Origin of the sequence: Candidatus Magnetominusculus xianensis (assembly GCA_001541255.1) — a bacterium.
Lineage (GTDB): Bacteria > Nitrospirota > Thermodesulfovibrionia > Thermodesulfovibrionales > Magnetobacteriaceae > Magnetominusculus > Magnetominusculus xianensis.
On the sequence record LNQR01000125.1, the window covers coordinates 1 to 15,851 of the forward strand.

The following is a 15,851-nucleotide window of genomic DNA, read 5'->3' on the forward strand; positions in this document are numbered from 1 at the left end:
TATAAGATGTGCTGATAATTGTAGCTTTAGGACTGCTCTCAACCTCTACCGTAAATTGTTAAGCAATTCCTGTACCGCACAGTATTGGATTATACTCAATGAAACTCCCCCGCTGTGCAAGCAGCGGGGAACGAAACCACAAGAGATTCAACCTTGCTGAACTACTGCTGATATAAATCCGGATACGTTGTATATATTACCTCGTCCTCTATGCTTCCAGGCATGAGGTAGTGTTTGACAAATGCCGCCTCTCCTGTGTCGCCAAAGTAGGTCTTCATTTTAAACATTACCCTGAGCATTTCTTCTTTTACGTTCTTGGCAGTTGAGTCTATCACCACCTCAAGCGGAAAGGCATGGGCATGGTCTATTCCAGGACAGGAGTTTTTGGCTGTCACACGCTTTTCGCCGGTTATTGTAAATGCAGTCTTTTCCAAGTCCTTTTTGCTGATGCCAAGGAATACTAGCCCCTTGTCCCGCATGTCGAGTGAGTAAACCGGATAATATCCTTTTGCGCTTCGCTTCAGACTATATTGTATGAACTTTGTAATTGTGTCCACAAGTTTTTCGGTCTTATATTTTCCCGTATAAATCTTAACGATATTTTCTTCTAATAATCCGCCGCCTAAGCCCGGAATCCTGTTTCCATCAAGCAGGGTGCCTTCTTCTTTTACTAAGTTATTACCTTTAACTGCCCCATGAAATAACCCCGACAGTGTCTTAAGTGTCTCCAACGACACTGCTTCAAGCTCAGGGGAAATCATCCTGTTTAGCGCAACCGGATTGGTTATAGAGATATTTGTACCGTTTTCGTCGCTATAAATATTGACTTTTAATGGATATACAAACTTTGCATACTGAGATACCCTATAAATTTTCTGCCAGTAGTGTTCGTTATGAATTACCAGAACTTTTGTTCTATATCTGCATCTCTCAGGCACGGAAGGATAAAAAGCCCCAACCACTTCCCAGCCATTTGCCTTCAACACATCGGCTGACTTGGATGACACCTCATCTACGCTTTCTTTTATCTTCTCAACCAGTCTGACATATATCCTTTGATTGTCCTTAAACGCCGCCTCGTCCTCCTGGGTCTCAGCAAACAGCTCTACCGGTACAAAGACTACTGCCATTAACAATATAAGAATGTAACTTCTAACTATATCTTTCATTCTGCTCTCCTTTTATGGTTTTAGTGTTAAACTATGGGAATGTCCATTAAGCTGTTTGGATAATCCCATTATTCACTCTAATCTATCCTGTCAATCCTTGTCAAGTTACATTGAGATGTTGGTGACTTGCTGGCTTAATTAGGCCCATCAATTCTCTTTTTCACATCAATTATTTTACAGTCAAGCCAATCTGTAACTGATATGTAACACCATATCATGTATTATTGATACATCGAATGATGGGGCATCCCATAATTGTGCAAGGAGGAGGTAATACACATGGAAATAGCTGATCATAAAAAACATGACAAAAAATCTGGGGCTAATGCAATGACTACGGCAAAACAATTCATACTTATCTCATCTGCACCTATTCACGAATGCCTTGTCTCAGAGAATCTTTTCGACGCAGGGATTGGACATGTGATAATAAGCAGGACAGTTGAAGACAATAGAGTTGGTTTTAGTATATTCCTGCTCGATGTGTTTTGCCTTGGCGTTACAAACGCATTTTATATTATTACATCAAAGGCTGACTATGACAGGAACATCGTAATGAGAACTCAGAGGCAGCAATATGTGGACATACGCCCCGCTTGCGCCGTGAAGCTAGTGGAAGACGTAGTGCTGTTTGCCGAAGACCTGGGGTTTCAACCTCATAAAGATTATCATGTTGCCAAAGAGATATTCGGTGATGTTAACCCCTTCGGAGATGTGAACACTAAAGATTGCAAGACTGAATACAGGTTTGGCAAAGAAGGAAAACCGTACTTCGTTGCCAGACCAAGCGATTCGCCAAGACGGTGTAAGAAGATTATAGACAAATTGACAGCAAAATGTGGAGCGGGCGGGTTTATATTTGAGGCCCCCTGTAATTTAAGCACAACTGTACAAAAATTACAGGTGCATGCCGCTGCCCTTATTAACTATCGTCAGGATAACTCTCTCTATGTCAGTAAAAGGTATCTTAATATGCGATACATTAACGTCTGATAAGTCCGCGAGTTCTTTTTTGTAATCTCTGCCTTTTCCAAGACATATCAGTCCGCCAGGCTCAACCAGTGGTGATACTTTAGAGATAAACTCATGGGCTGTGAACAGCGCCCTCACAACGGCGGCATCATATAGACGACGAGGAGGTTGAAAAGTCTCAAGCCTGCCTTCAATGATTTCAACATCGTTGAGATTTAATTTGTGTACGATGTGTCTGAGAAATGCGGCCTTTTTCCCCTTCGGCTCAAGCAGGGTAAGCCTGAGGTCAGGCCTGACTATTTTCATTGGAATTCCAGGGAATCCAGCCCCACTGCCCACGTCTAATATCCAACAGTCGCTGCCTCTTAGTGGAATCGTAAAAATCACTGAGTCCAAGAAGTGTTTAACCGCTATCCCCTCTTCGTCTGTTACACTTGTGAGGTTGTGTACCTTTGTCCATTTTTTTAGTTCAGCGGCATAAATTCTAAATGCCTCGATTATCCCATCTGAAGGATTTATGGAAAGGGCAGGAAGCGCCCTTTTAAGTATCGAATTCACCATTGAATTAAATGGGGTGTTTTCTTTTTAACTTTTCGATAACGACCATTAACAGGGCAACTGCCGCCGGAGTAACGCCGGGGATTCTTCCGGCCTGTCCCACTGTCTCAGGGCGCACTTCTTCGAGCTTGCCTAAGACCTCACGCGATAAACCGCTTACGGTGCGATAATCAAAATCTGGCGGGATTTGCTTGAACTCAAGTTTTTTCATTCTTTCAACCAGCCTCTGCTGCTGCCTTACATAGCCCTCGTACTTGATTTCGGTCTCAACATATTGTTTGGCATCAAGTGAAAGCGCGGCGGGGGATGGATATATTTTCTCTATTATTTCATATGTTACTTCGGGGCGTCTCAGGAGCTGCTCAAGCGTAGGCTTTTCCCCGACAGCGGTTGTACCAATGGCAATAAGGGCATCGTTTATTTCGCCGGGGCTTGCCCTTAGCGTCTTAAGACGGCTGATTTCCTCTGCTATGAGGTCACGCTTAACGGTAAAACGACTGTAGTCCTCTTCAGTGACAAGCCCTGTGCGCTGACCAATTTCCCTTAGCCTCATCTCTGCGTTATCGTTTCTGAGGAGCAGCCTGTACTCAGCCCGCGATGTGAACATTCTGTACGGCTCTTTAGTGCCAAGCGTGACGAGGTCGTCTATGAGTACTCCGATATAGGCCTCGTGTCTTTGGAGTATCAGCGGGGGCATGTCTTTAATTTTTAGGGCTGCGTTTATACCGGCTATAATACCCTGTGCTGCGGCCTCTTCGTAGCCCGATGTGCCGTTTATCTGACCGGCCAGATACAGCCCCCCGATTGACTTGGTCTCAAGTGTATGCCGAAGCTGCGTGGGATAGACACAGTCATACTCAATAGCATAGCCCGGGCGTACAATCTCAGCATCGGCAAGACCTTCAATGCTGCGTACCACATGCAGTTGTACGTCAACGGGAAGGCTTGTCGGGATGCCGTTTGCGTAATATTCTTTTATGTGAAGACCCTCAGGTTCTAAAAACACCTGATGACGCGGCTTCTCAGCAAATCTGACTACCTTATCCTCAATCGAAGGACAGTAGCGCGCCCCTACCCCTTTTATTACACCGCTGTAGAGGGGTGAACGCTCCAGAGACGCCCTGATAAGGGTATGAGTTGTCTCGTTCGTGTAGGTTATGAAACACGGCAGTTGGGGATTTGTTATCTCCCGCGTAGAAAAAGAAAACGGCTCCGGCGGGTCATCACCCCACTGCGTGGTAGTCTTAGAAAAATCAATAGTCTTCGCGTCGATTCTTGGCGGTGTTCCCGTCTTAAGTCTGCCCATTTTAAATCCCAGCCGCCTCAGTGAATCCGAAAGCCCCACCGATGGAAACTCCCCTGCCCTGCCCGATGGATAATTCGTAAGCCCAATATGAATCAAGCCGTTTAGAAACGTACCAGTTGTGACAACTACCGCCCGTGCCTCATAGGTCTCGCCTGAGGCGGTCACAACGCCTGAGATTTTATTATCTTCAACAAGTAATTCCTCTATAGCGGCCTGTTTTATAGAAAGATTTGCTACCCTGTCAAGGGCATCTTTCATGTGAAACTTGTATAACGACCTGTCGGCCTGCGAACGCATAGACCAGACGGCAGGACCTTTAGAGCGGTTGAGTACCCGGAACTGAATACCTGCGGCGTCTGTAATCTTTGCCATTTGCCCGCCGAGGGCGTCGATTTCCCTGACCAGATGGCCCTTTGCAAGCCCACCTATGGCAGGATTACACGAAAGCTGAGCTATTGTGTCAACGTTCATCGTAAAGAGACACGTTCTCAGCCCCATGCGTCCTGTGGCAAGCGCGGCCTCACATCCGGCATGTCCCCCTCCGATAACTATTACATCATAGGAGCCTATGCGCGGCACTTACTTTTTCTTCTTCTTGCTGAAATCGACTTTCAGAACTTTATTGTCCGACTCAGCAACCGCTGAGGGGTCAACTTCTTCAGGCCCTTCCGGTTTCTCCGGTTTTTCCGGCATAGGGGCGGTATCTGCCGAAGGCACCGCTGTAGCGTGGACTTCCGTCATATATGTCGTAACAAACTGCGTCTGCAGCTCCGGCGAATATACGGCTATGATATGCTCAACGGGGATGAGACAGTCCTCTGTCTTCGTACCAAATACGAGGTTTGCCGCGATTAAGCCGTCTTTGTCCCATGTGAAATTCATCTTTGAGTTGAACACTAGCACGAGGCCGTTTTCCTTTTCGGCCTTTAAAAATCCCCTCGTGCCGATTTGCACATCGTCTGAGTAACGTACTATTACAAATACACGGCCCATGACGTTTAACAGTTCATAAAAAACCGTTTTCTTAAGTTCGTTCAATTTTGACATAGCATCGTTATTATCGCTCACTAGTCCTCCAACTTATTTAATCCTTTTTGACATTATTTTAAATTCGTCAGTACCTGCACGCGCAAGCATCTGAAAGACGACGGTCTCAGTAGAGGTGATAACCGCACCGGCCTCATGCATTAGCCCAATTCCAATTGCCTTGTTTGTCTGAGTCCTCGATGACACACAATCGCTGACCACATGGACGCCATAACCTTCAGCGATTAGACCCAGGCATGTCTGCAAGATACAAATATGTGTCTCTATTCCACAGAGGATTACCTTATTTCTGCCGTATTGTCTGAAACTCTCCAGAAATCCCTCTTCGGCACAGGCACTGAAGGTCATTTTTTCAAAAGGTTTAAAATCAGGAATGGCGTCACTGATTTCCGGAATCGTCCGCCCCAGCCCCTTTGGATACTGCTCTGTCAGGCATATAGGGATTTTTATCAGTTTAGCCAGCTCAATCACATGCAGGGTATTGGCTGTAATACTATCCTTTTCAGACATAACTGCGGCAAGCCGCTCCTGTATGTCAACAACCAAGATGACCGAATCATGGGCGCTATACTTTTCAATCATAAACTAATTTACTAAAATCACTGGGAATAATACAAGAGATAGACAGCATTTATCACAAATCAGCAAATCCGTGGAAGCTGCTCATATAGGGGCAATACGAGTTCCATCAAGTTTAGCTTCAACCGTAACCAACCGATATTTCTTCTTTAACTCATTGCTGGCCCTTAGCTGACCATATGCTGGATTCTCTATTACAAACTCTATTACTGCTCTCTCTATCTCTTTGTTGTTGAAGTTCGGCTTCTTCCCCGATATCTCCAGCAGTCCGTTCTCTCCATTTTCCTCATGAAGAGCTGACAATAGATGCTTACGGCCTCAAAGATTCGTCAGCAGATGTTGGCTGGCTTCCATTATTGCTTATCAGCTTCAACCCCTTGTCACGTGTACCAACTATGAATTTACGGATTTTAGCAATCTCAAACCGTTGGCAATAACAACCAGAGCGCTAACTTCGTTAAGAATCAGTCCAGGTAAGAGACCTATCCATCCACAGAGAGCTGCTGGTACCAGGAGGGCAATAATAGTCAAAGAAGCAATAATGTTCTGGCGGATATTCTTGATTGTCCTCTGGCTTAATCTGATGGCATATGGTATCTTTGACAGGTCATCTGACATCAGGACGATATCACCAGTCTCCATCGCCACATCAGTACCTGCAGCACCCATAGCAATTCCTACATCAGAGATAGCCATTGCTGGTGCATCGTTCACCCCGTCGCCAACCATGGCGACCCTTCCGTATCTTGTTTTCAGCTCCCTTATAGCTCTAACTTTATCTTCGGGTAAGAGTTGTGCCAAATACTCATCTACGCCAGCTTGATGGGCGATTTCACTTGCAGTCTTTTTATTGTCACCGGTAAGCATCACCACATATATGCCTAGTCGTTTCAACATTCCTGTCGTTGCTTGTGCTTCTGTTCTCAGTTTGTCGGCTACTGCTAAAATACCGGACAGGCCCTGTTCGTCACCAATGAGCAGTATGGTCTTTCCCTCATCTTCGAGACTTGATGCTGCTTCGTCCTGGGTTTGGGTTAATGGTATGCCTTTTTCTAAAAAGAGCCGTCTGCTGCCAGCATAATAAACCCTTCCGTTAATCTGTGCCTTCACACCTAAACCCGTTATTGACTCAAATCCTTCAAGACTTGACACCAAAGCAACATCTTCTTCCTTTGCCTTTCTTACCACAGCTTCTGCCAATGGATGTTCAGAGCGGAACTCGATGCTTCCTGCAAGGTCAAGAACTTCTTTCCTGGAGAGTTTGTTACATGGGATCACATCGGTAACGACAGGCCTTCCGATGGTGAGTGTCCCTGTTTTGTCGAATGCTATGGCATCGAGTTTTTCCGCGGACTCAAGATATGCGCCGCCTTTAAATAGCACTCCATTCCGGGCTGCATTGGTGATAGCAGCAACAACGGATACAGGGATTGACAAAGCCAGCCCGCAGGAACAGGAGACCACAAAGACAATGAGACCCCGGTATATGAATAACTGCCATTGTCCACCAACGAGAAGGGGAGGAATAATTGCAATCCCAATGCCTAAGATAAACATCGCAGGGGTATAGTATTTCCCGAATCTTTCCCCGAATCGTTGATATGAAGATTTATTTGCCCGAGATTCTTCAATAGAGTGTATAATCCTTGCAATGGTGGTGTCGTTTGCCATTTTCGTTACGCTTATATCAAGGGAACCCCTTTGGTTGATCGTACCAGCAAAAACCTCGTCATCAGATTTTTTCTCAAGGGGAATAGATTCGCCTGTGATGGGAGATTGATCGACAAAGGATATTCCGGCGATCACCTTGCCATCCACAGGGACCTTCTCACCAGGCCTTACGATGACTACATCTCCGATATGAATATCCTCAGTGGGCAGGACGATTTCACTGCCGTTTCTCCGCACAAGCGCCTCCTTCGGCATAAGCGCCATCAAGGCCCTGATCGCCACCCGTGCCCTGTCAACTGAATACGCTTCGAGTATATCGCCAAGGGAGTAAATAAAGACCAGAAGGGCGGCTTCTTCCAATAAACCTAACACAGCAGCACCCGCTGCCCCTACCACCATCAAAAGCCTTATATTTAGCGTCAGAGTCCTCAGAGCGGAAAACCCCATCTTCGCAGGGTAGTAGCCGCCGACAAGCATAGCCAATCCATATATGGCCTTGGCACCTTCGTGAGAAAGGCCGATACGCTCTAGGAAAAATGCTATAACTATCAAGGCTCCGCAGAGTACAAGGAGTCGCATCTGGTGTTTTTCCTTCCACCATACGCTTTCCTTCTCCTCCCGGTCTTTTGACAAAGATGCCTTCATCCCTGTTTCGGCAATCGACTTTATGATGTCCTTGACGGACACGGTATCGGGGTTATAGGCAACCTTGATTTTCTGCGTCATGAGATATACTTCGAGGCGCTCAATGCCCTTTAGAGCCTTCAGTTTCTTCTCAATCACTTCCTGCTCGTTGGCGCAGTCCATGTCCTTTATCGTGAGTGTTATTTCTCTTTCATCAGTATTCATGTATTTCTCCTAAATCAATATATCGATCTAATCCTTCCTGTCCTTTTATCTACAATCACGACATCGATCAATGAATTGTTTTTGTCGTTTATATCGACCTCGAAAAAAAATTGCCTCTCAGCCACCTTGCCGATGGTGATATCTTCGTTCACGTAGTATTCCTCTACAAGTTTTTTTGCCTGCTGTGCTGTCCTTATCTGCTTCTTCGCTCCATACCATCCCCATTCCGCCCCCCGGCAGTAGCCTCCAAACGGACCTCCCCACCATCTGTCATTGGCGCTTGTTTCAATGCTGACAAGAAGCCCCATTACAATAATTATGGATAACGATAGTTTTGTCTTCATAGAATTTCGTGGGAGGGCATCTACTCCTCCCACGGTCTCCGTTGTCTCCTGAGTTTTTACTGAGTTTTTACCATCCCCGACACCCACAGCCTGGGCCCATCATTCCATGGCCATGGCCCATGCCGTAGCCCATCATCCCGCGACCCATCATCATGCCGCCCCCTGTAGGTATGTTGTATTTGTCTGCAATGCCCTGGAGCTTTGCCTCCTCGTCTATGATCTCCTTCTTGAGCGTTACTATCCGGCCGGTATCGGGCACTGACTTACCGTACTCGTTCTGCAGTTCAAGCTCCTTTGCCATTAGCTCGTCCCTCAGTATGAGCGTCTCCTTCTGGAACTTGTTGATCGTCTCGACGTTTACGCCCATCCCATAACCACACCACTGTGCCCCTGCGTAAATGACACTGGCAAGGAGGAACCCGACCATGACCACTAAGCCTACGGTTATTCTCTTCATTGTTTTCACCTCCTTTATTCCATGATGCTTACAGTTTACCAGAGAGATATGAAGCGGTTATGTGCGAGTTGTGAAAATCTATGAAGATTTTTCATCTGGGATGTGCACCGTCATGGTCGTGCCTCTGCCGCATTCACTCTTGACTTCTATCCTCCCATTATGGGCATCCACAAGCTCTTTGACTATTGCCAACCCGATGCCGAGTCCACCTTCCGCTGAATGGAAGAACCTCTCGAAAATGAATGGAAGGTCCTCCTGTGGTATGCCATGTCCTGTATCCTCAACGGCGATGGCAACGCCCTCTTGCTCCTTAAGCGCCCGAATCCCTACACTGCCTCCCTTGTCCGTGGCATTTTGCGCGTTGCTCAGGAGATTGACAACAATTTGTCTGAGTTTGCCAGGGTCGGCATACACCATAAGATCATCGCCGCAAAACACCTTGATTTTGACCCCCTTGTCAATGAAAAACCTGTCGAAGGTCTTCCTGATATCCTGAAGTATCGGGTTCAGTTTTTCTCTCCGTTTTCTGAGGAAAATGGCGCCTGCCTGGGCGCGGGACAGCTCCTCGATATCTTCGAGGATGTCCTCAATCCGGCTGACCTCATGATAGAGAGACTGAAGCTGTTCCGTGTCCCTGTGGAGCAGGCCGTCGAGCATGCCGGCAAGCTCACCCTTCATTGCGGTCAATGGTGTTCGAATTTCATGGGCTATGTTGGAGATGAGTCTTTTTCTAAGTGATTCCTGCGTTTGGAGAGAACGAATCATTTTGTTGAAGGATGCTGCCAAGCTGCCAATTTCATCCTTTTGCGAAACCGACACATTATTTTTCAGATCGCCTTCGCTGATTGTCTCGGCAGTTGCTGCCAATTGCTTTATAGGACGAGTCAACCTTCGGGAAAAAACCATGCTCAGGAGAAACACCAACCCTCCTATACCGACAAGCGAAAGGAGTAGAAACCTGTTCGACCGATCAATGAAGATGAAGTCCCGTTCGGGACTGAGAAAGCGCACCTCGAGTGTACCGAGCTCTTTTCCACCCAGGAAAAGTGGATAGGGGAGAAACCCCTCAGTTTTTTTGGCAGCGGAGAGATTCGAGATCGCTACTATTCTTTTCCTAATGCGCGGAGAAAGCATCCCAAGTGCCTTTCCGGTATCCATGACAGATGCCCCTTTTCGATCCAGTACCCTTACCTCTAAACCCAACATCAAGGCCCAGACAATGTCTTCGGCGATGACCTCTTCCTTCCAGAAACCGTGTTGTTCGTAAGTTCTCTCAAGGTCGGCAATCACCCAGTAGACCCTGTCCTCCATCTGTCCTTCGGCTAATTCGCGGAAGTCACGGGCCATCAGTTCCCGCAATATGAAGGCAGAAGAAAGGGAAATAACCGATACCCCAAGGAGCAAAACAAAGAGTTTTATCCAGAGACCTCTAAGCATCCCTCTCACCAATAAACTTGTAGCCTACCTTGTAGACCGTGAGGATAAAGACCGGTGTGCGCGGGTCATCCTCAATCTTTTGTCTGATATTTTTGATGTGGACGTCGATGCTCCTGTCATACCCCTCGAATTCGTAGCCAAAGGCCTTTTCAATGAGTACTTCTCTGGTAAAGACCTTATGTGCAGCACAGGCAAGGGTGGAGAAGACCTTGAATTCAGTCGGAGTGAGGTTTACGGACACCCCGTTCTTTTTGACCTCGTAACGGTGATTGTCCACTATCAGAGAGCCTTTGTTGAAGCTTATGACAGGCGTATCGGAGACTTCGGGGGCCCTCCTGAGGACTGCCTTTACCCTGTAAACCATCTCTCTCGGATTGAAGGGTTTTACGATATAGTCATCGGCACCGAGGGCAAATCCCGCGACCCGCTCCTCAGGTGAGGACTTGGCGGTAAGCACAATCACTGGAAATTCGCCCATATCTTTCATCTCCTGAAGCACCTCTTCTCCGTTGATATCCGGGAGCATCAGATCGAGTATCACGAGGGCTGGCACCTCTTTGGATGCAAACTCCATTGCGTCCTTGCCCCTTTCAACATGGACCACACTGAAGCCTGCCTCCTCAAGGTAAACCTTTATGACCCTGGCAATCTTCCTTTCATCTTCTACAACAAGAATTGGACGAATCAATCCGTGCCCCCTCTCATTTATATATTTTGCTCTGCCAGCCTTCCATCTTTTATGTAATACATTCTTTCCGCCCTCTTTGCTATCTCAGTGTTGTGGGTGACGATGACCACTGTCTTCCCTTGCAGGGTAAATATTGTATCAAGAACCTCACTCTCCGATTCTGAGTCCAGATTCCCGGTAGGCTCATCCATGAGCAGAATATTAGGATCGTTTGCAAGGGCCCTTGCAATGGCAACTCTCTGTTGCTGGCCGCCTGAAAGCTCGGAGGGTTTAGCATTGATCTTTTCCGAAAGGCCAACCAGGTCTAAGAGGCTTATTGCCTTTTCCCTCTGTTGCCTTTGTGAAATGCCAGCAAACATCATGGCCGTTTCCACGTTCTCCACTGCCGTTAGGTTCTGTAGGAGATTGAAGAACTGGAATACAAAACCGATCTTCCTCGCCCTCAACCCCGCAAGGGTGTCGTTACTCAAAGCTGAGATGTCGTTCCCTTCTATGAATACCCTTCCTGCTGAAGGTCTGTCGAGACATCCAATCAAGTGCATGAGCGTGCTCTTACCATGGCCTGATGGACCTATGATGCAGGAAAACGTGCCCCTTGGTATTTCGAGGCTCACGCCCCTTAGGGCAAATGTTTTTATCTTGCCTGAGTTGTACGTCTTGACCAGATTCTCAGTCTTGAGGATCGTATCATTCATAGCTTATTGCCTCCACCGGTGAAAGTTTCGACGCCTTCCATGCAGGATAAAGTCCCGACATAAGGGATACGAGGAGAGAGAAAAACAACGCCCCCATGACAAGGTTGAATTCAAAACCCTTTGCGACATCCGGGCTTTTCAGAAAAGCGGTAAATTCATTCCGTGAGATATAGGCAGCGGCAATGGATGAAAAGACAAGTCCGATGGTCACCCCGACGATGCCCCCAACAATCCCATAAAAACCGGACTCGACAAGAAATATCTTAAAGATGGTGACCTGTCTTGCTCCAATGGCCTGGAGTATCCCGATCTCACGCCTTCTTTCTGAAACAGCGGTCATCATGGTGTTGATTACCCCGAAGGCAGCCGTAAGAATCGTAACGATACAGGTGAGTTGAAGCGTGGCGTTCACAGTTCCAACAATGGAAAGCACGGACTTGAGGAGCTGTTTGTCGGAGACGACAGCCACGTTGGATGTCTCCTGAATCTTCAGGATATATTCATCCGTCTTTGCAATATCGTCAACCTTTACCGCTATGAAAGAGACCATATCTCCAACTCCGTAAAGCCTTTGGGCGACTGAAAGAGGCATGAACATGGCAATATCGTCCTTGGAGCCGGTCTCTTTAAGAATACCCTTTATGGGAAATCTCTCACCCCTTATGGTCAGTTCATCCTTCGGATTTAACTTGAACTGCTGTGCGATGCCGTAACCAATGATAATGGACTTCTCATCCGATTCGAGAAAATCACCCTTATCTGTCACCCACCCCTTGAAGACCTTCATTTGACTTGGAAGGATGCCGATAACAGGAACGGGGCTATTGTCGATGGCAGTCCTTTCCGTAAGATATGGGACTGCTGTCAGACCTTTAATAGCCGATATCTTTCTCACGTCATCGAGGGGGATTGCTTCAGGGAGCTGCTCCCCTGTCAGTACCGATACCTGCTCATAGGCACACCAACCCTTTGGTGTTATGATCAGATTTGCACCAAGATCTGCCGCCTGTTTTTTTATCTCATCCTTCAAGCCGCTTCCAAGAGACAAGAAGCTTACAAGAGAGGCTATCCCAACGGTTATGCCCAGGAGGGTGAGGAAAGACCTCGCCTTCTTTCGTGTTATATTTTTCAATACGAGCTTTAGGATATTCATTCATTTCCCTCCGAAATCGAGGTGTCTCAGGACTTCAACCTTGTTGGCTGCGAAAATCCGAGCATTTTCGACAAAGCTTCCAGTTACATTGACTTCATCCCATTGCTGCGGTATTTTACCGTCATACCGAACTTGGAGATAAAACCGTGCGCAGCTTGTCTGCTTGCAGATTTTTGCCTCTGACGTCTCTACCATCAAAAAGACATTTTCGGGTATTTTAAACCGAGACTTGTCTGCCACGACCCCGGTTACGATTATGACCCCATTATAAGCCGAAGGGTCGGAAGCTATGTCGTTCACGCTCAGAATTCCACCTTCCTTTACCGTCTTGGTTTTCCCGCTGATTTGGGTGGTAAAGACAATCGCTGCTATGAGCATTACTGCTGAAAGGACAAAAACATATCTTTTCATGATATCCTCCTGAAATTGATTAGTACCCTGATGCATAGATAGCTATCTATCGCAAAAGGTGTAATAGTCTTTTAAATCAGACTACAACAGGAGGATGAAAGATTGGTCTTGCAGAAGATTGAAGTTTTAGTGGTTGTGCTAACTGGGGAATGTGGATGTTCCCTGATAGCTTAGAGAGCGTGAAGGGCAAAACGACATTTACCGAAAGACAGAGAAACATGGGGCAACCTGGTATTGAACAGCAATCCGTGCCCTGGCCCTCGTTCTTGCTGCATTCATCACAGCAAGGCTTCACGTTGTGTTCAAAGGAGAAAGAAACCACAGTTGATGATACCCCTGTAAATAAAACAAGGACTGACACCAGAGTAATAAACAACGCCATTGTCGAAAAGCTCACCTTCATAGCTAAATTATACCCGTTAATGGAGCTTATGTCAATAGGTGTGTAATTCTCAATGAACGGTCTTTTGAAGATACGCTGAAAATCCCCTTACAATTAGTAGGCACTATTTCTTTCAATTCCATAAAATGTTTTGCAAGACACCGGCTTCTGAGCTTGTCTACTTCTTACGCTTAAGGTGCGGCTCCTGAAAGGGTTTTAGCATATCGGGGGTGATGTTATCAAATCTTAGTACCTCTCCACCGTAGAGTCCGGTAAAATTCTTTGCCCTTTCCTCCTGTAGATATGGCTGAAACGGGTCTCCCATTGCGCCGGATTTCTTTGTGTCATATATATAGTATGCCTTCTTCGCATCTATCCATCTTGTCTTCCAGTCTGCGTCGCCCATGTCGTTTGTGAATATGGCTGAGATATTCTTTGAGGTATCTGGCTGGAAATAGTATGTAAACATGTCCATCGTCCCGCAAAACACGTCATACTTGCCGTCTTTGTAGTGGATTTGGCCCTTCGCCCCGGGGAAATCTACCAGTATCATCCCACATACGACACATACGTGTTTCCTTGTCAGCTCTACTGCCTGAACAGGGCGCTCCTTTTCACCGGAACACCCGTTCAAAATCAGTATGACGAAATATAACGCTATCGCTCTCTTAATAGCGGTTTATCCCTTCTTATTTTTCCTAAGAGACTTGTGAAGCCCAATCCCGGCTATCAGCACACCAAGTGCCACAACAGGCGGAAATACATACACCTGCATCGGCGTCGGCGGCTCCATCATCAGATAGTACCACGCCGAGACTGCCCCCTTTGTGAGTCCATCCTCACCGTTGCGCCCATCAAAGGCTGTTATAGAAAAAGGTATGAACTTGCCTATCTCAAACACAGGGTCATCCTTCGCTGATTTAAGCTCCTTTTTAAAGACGACACTGTAAAGGCCGTCTTCATAAGTTGCCATTACTGTGGCCTCCGCTTTGTCCTTTGGCTCGACTTTATCAGGGCCTTTTGCCGTCATATCAAATACCTTTTCCTTGTCCGATGCCTTCCACTGCCACATGTTCACAGGCGCCTTGCTTGTGCCCATAAAGAAGTATGGCAATTCCGAGCCCTCGTGTTTTTTAACAGGGAATTGGATGCGTACAGAGTCGGCAGGTTTGCCGTCACTGCCATCGTTTGGCTTTTTATCTGTCCACTGAAGCAGTATGACCAGCTCCTTCGATGTATACAGCCCCCTGACCCTGACGTTTGTAATAACCGGCGTGAATTCACGCTTATCAAACATCAACTGTCCGCCCATCGGCAGGTCTAAATAGTCTACCTTCTCCCATGCAGGGTCGTTCGGCTTTGAGGGCAGGCTCTCTACTCTCCCAACCTTAAGCGCAAGACCCAGCTTTCTTGTGAGCTGGAGGGATGTTATAAAATGTGCCAGCGCCCATCTCTTGTCATCTGGAAGCGAGTCGAGATAAGAAGTCATCGGCGTACCACTAAGACCAACAGAGATTGTCCGATATATGTCCTCAAGGGTTGAGCCGTTTCTCAACTCCCAGCCGTGTGTATAGTCAGCGGGGGCAATTCCATAGCCCCAGTCGGTCTTAAAATCATCCTGCCAACCCTTATCGCCGTCTCCTCTGCCTGTTTTGCCGTGGCAGTCAACACACTTAGCTATCTTAAACTGCTCCTTTCCCTGTTCTATTATCTCTTTACTTGCCTTGGGCGGGTTACCGATATTTATAGGTTTCCTCTCCATAGCAAACGTATCCGGAGCAAACGACTTCACATGCTCTACGACTGCCTTGACCTCTGCATCGGTGAATCTCGTCCACGGCGGCATAGAAGTGCCTGGATTGCCTTTCCTTATGATCTTTGTTATGTCCTCATCGGTAGGCGGGTCACCCGATGGTGTAGAACGAAATTTATACGTGCCAAACGTAAAATCCCTCGGCTGGGGCAGCGACACATCCTTCGTAAAAGAGTCGGCATCCCCCTTGTAGCCGTGGCACTGGGCACACCAGCCGTCATATACCTTCTTTCCCTCCGGATTTGCGGCAGCCTTCTCCGCACTAAACCCATATACAGGGAAACTCATTGCTATCAGTAATGCTATAAGAATCCTCATAC

The 15,851-nt window shown here is 47.0% G+C and carries 18 protein-coding genes; 2 read left to right on the forward strand and 16 right to left on the reverse strand.

Features of this window, described 5'->3' with window-relative positions; translation table 11 throughout:
* Positions 1-161 precede the first annotated feature (161 nt).
* Positions 162-1,169 carry a hypothetical protein gene (locus tag ASN18_RS15725; protein ID WP_085053737.1) on the reverse strand — a complete coding sequence of 336 codons (1,008 nt, stop codon included), beginning with the start codon at positions 1,167-1,169 and terminating at the stop codon, positions 162-164.
* 279 nt (positions 1,170-1,448) lie between these two features.
* Between ASN18_RS15725 and ASN18_RS15730 the strand changes: the two genes are divergently transcribed.
* Complete coding sequence (locus ASN18_RS15730; protein ID WP_085053738.1) at positions 1,449-2,162, forward strand: hypothetical protein; 714 nt, start codon at positions 1,449-1,451, stop codon at positions 2,160-2,162.
* Here ASN18_RS15730 and rsmG read toward each other — a convergent pair.
* The 13 genes from rsmG to ASN18_RS15795 form a co-directional block, all read right to left on the reverse strand.
* Positions 2,067-2,702 (reverse strand): 16S rRNA (guanine(527)-N(7))-methyltransferase RsmG, encoded by a 636-nt coding sequence (rsmG, locus tag ASN18_RS15735; RefSeq protein ID WP_085053739.1) that lies wholly within the window; start codon positions 2,700-2,702, stop codon positions 2,067-2,069. The genes ASN18_RS15730 and rsmG overlap by 96 nt on opposite strands.
* 4 nt (positions 2,703-2,706) lie before the next feature.
* Positions 2,707-4,584, reverse strand: coding sequence for a tRNA uridine-5-carboxymethylaminomethyl(34) synthesis enzyme MnmG (mnmG, locus tag ASN18_RS15740; RefSeq protein WP_085053740.1), 1,878 nt, complete (start codon positions 4,582-4,584; stop codon positions 2,707-2,709).
* Positions 4,585-5,073: a ClpXP protease specificity-enhancing factor SspB gene (locus tag ASN18_RS15745; RefSeq protein ID WP_085053741.1), complete on the reverse strand. Its 489-nt coding sequence runs from the start codon at positions 5,071-5,073 to the stop codon at positions 4,585-4,587.
* Between the two features lie 12 nt (positions 5,074-5,085).
* Positions 5,086-5,634 (reverse strand): hydrolase, encoded by a 549-nt coding sequence (locus ASN18_RS15750; RefSeq protein WP_085053742.1) that lies wholly within the window; start codon positions 5,632-5,634, stop codon positions 5,086-5,088.
* A gap of 81 nt (positions 5,635-5,715) precedes the next feature.
* Positions 5,716-5,934 (reverse strand): hypothetical protein, encoded by a 219-nt coding sequence (locus ASN18_RS15755; RefSeq protein WP_085053743.1) that lies wholly within the window; start codon positions 5,932-5,934, stop codon positions 5,716-5,718.
* 90 nt (positions 5,935-6,024) lie between these two features.
* Positions 6,025-8,151 carry a heavy metal translocating P-type ATPase gene (locus ASN18_RS15760; RefSeq protein WP_085053744.1) on the reverse strand — a complete coding sequence of 709 codons (2,127 nt, stop codon included), beginning with the start codon at positions 8,149-8,151 and terminating at the stop codon, positions 6,025-6,027.
* Between the two features lie 14 nt (positions 8,152-8,165).
* Positions 8,166-8,582, reverse strand: coding sequence for a hypothetical protein (locus ASN18_RS15765; RefSeq protein ID WP_157073049.1), 417 nt, complete (start codon positions 8,580-8,582; stop codon positions 8,166-8,168).
* Positions 8,563-8,952, reverse strand: coding sequence for a hypothetical protein (locus tag ASN18_RS15770; RefSeq protein ID WP_085053746.1), 390 nt, complete (start codon positions 8,950-8,952; stop codon positions 8,563-8,565). The genes ASN18_RS15765 and ASN18_RS15770 overlap by 20 nt, the downstream gene beginning before the upstream one ends.
* A gap of 78 nt (positions 8,953-9,030) precedes the next feature.
* On the reverse strand, positions 9,031-10,398 hold the full coding sequence (locus tag ASN18_RS15775; protein WP_236861826.1) for a sensor histidine kinase: 1,368 nt from the start codon (positions 10,396-10,398) through the stop codon (positions 9,031-9,033).
* A complete protein-coding gene (locus ASN18_RS15780) occupies positions 10,382-11,077 on the reverse strand; it encodes a response regulator transcription factor (protein ID WP_085053748.1) in 696 nt (231 codons plus the stop codon). The genes ASN18_RS15775 and ASN18_RS15780 overlap by 17 nt, the downstream gene beginning before the upstream one ends.
* A gap of 17 nt (positions 11,078-11,094) precedes the next feature.
* Complete coding sequence (locus ASN18_RS15785; RefSeq protein ID WP_085053749.1) at positions 11,095-11,772, reverse strand: ABC transporter ATP-binding protein; 678 nt, start codon at positions 11,770-11,772, stop codon at positions 11,095-11,097.
* On the reverse strand, positions 11,765-12,925 hold the full coding sequence (locus ASN18_RS15790) for an ABC transporter permease (RefSeq protein WP_085053750.1): 1,161 nt from the start codon (positions 12,923-12,925) through the stop codon (positions 11,765-11,767). The genes ASN18_RS15785 and ASN18_RS15790 overlap by 8 nt, the downstream gene beginning before the upstream one ends.
* Complete coding sequence (locus ASN18_RS15795) at positions 12,926-13,336, reverse strand: hypothetical protein (RefSeq protein ID WP_085053751.1); 411 nt, start codon at positions 13,334-13,336, stop codon at positions 12,926-12,928.
* Between the two features lie 155 nt (positions 13,337-13,491).
* On the opposite strand from ASN18_RS15795, the gene ASN18_RS15800 reads away from it, so the two are divergent.
* Entirely contained in the window at positions 13,492-13,785 is a 294-nt protein-coding gene (locus ASN18_RS15800; protein WP_085053752.1) for a hypothetical protein, read from the forward strand.
* Positions 13,786-13,896: 111 nt separating this feature from the next.
* Here ASN18_RS15800 and ASN18_RS15805 read toward each other — a convergent pair whose 3' ends face one another.
* Together ASN18_RS15805 and ASN18_RS15810 are read right to left on the reverse strand one after the other, a co-directional pair.
* Positions 13,897-14,352 (reverse strand): nitrous oxide reductase accessory protein NosL, encoded by a 456-nt coding sequence (locus ASN18_RS15805; RefSeq protein WP_236861822.1) that lies wholly within the window; start codon positions 14,350-14,352, stop codon positions 13,897-13,899.
* Positions 14,353-14,397: 45 nt separating this feature from the next.
* The gene (locus ASN18_RS15810; protein WP_236861823.1) at positions 14,398-15,849 is read right to left on the reverse strand and encodes a c-type cytochrome; all 1,452 of its coding nucleotides are present in this window, start codon (positions 15,847-15,849) and stop codon (positions 14,398-14,400) included.
* Positions 15,850-15,851: the final 2 nt, after the last annotated feature.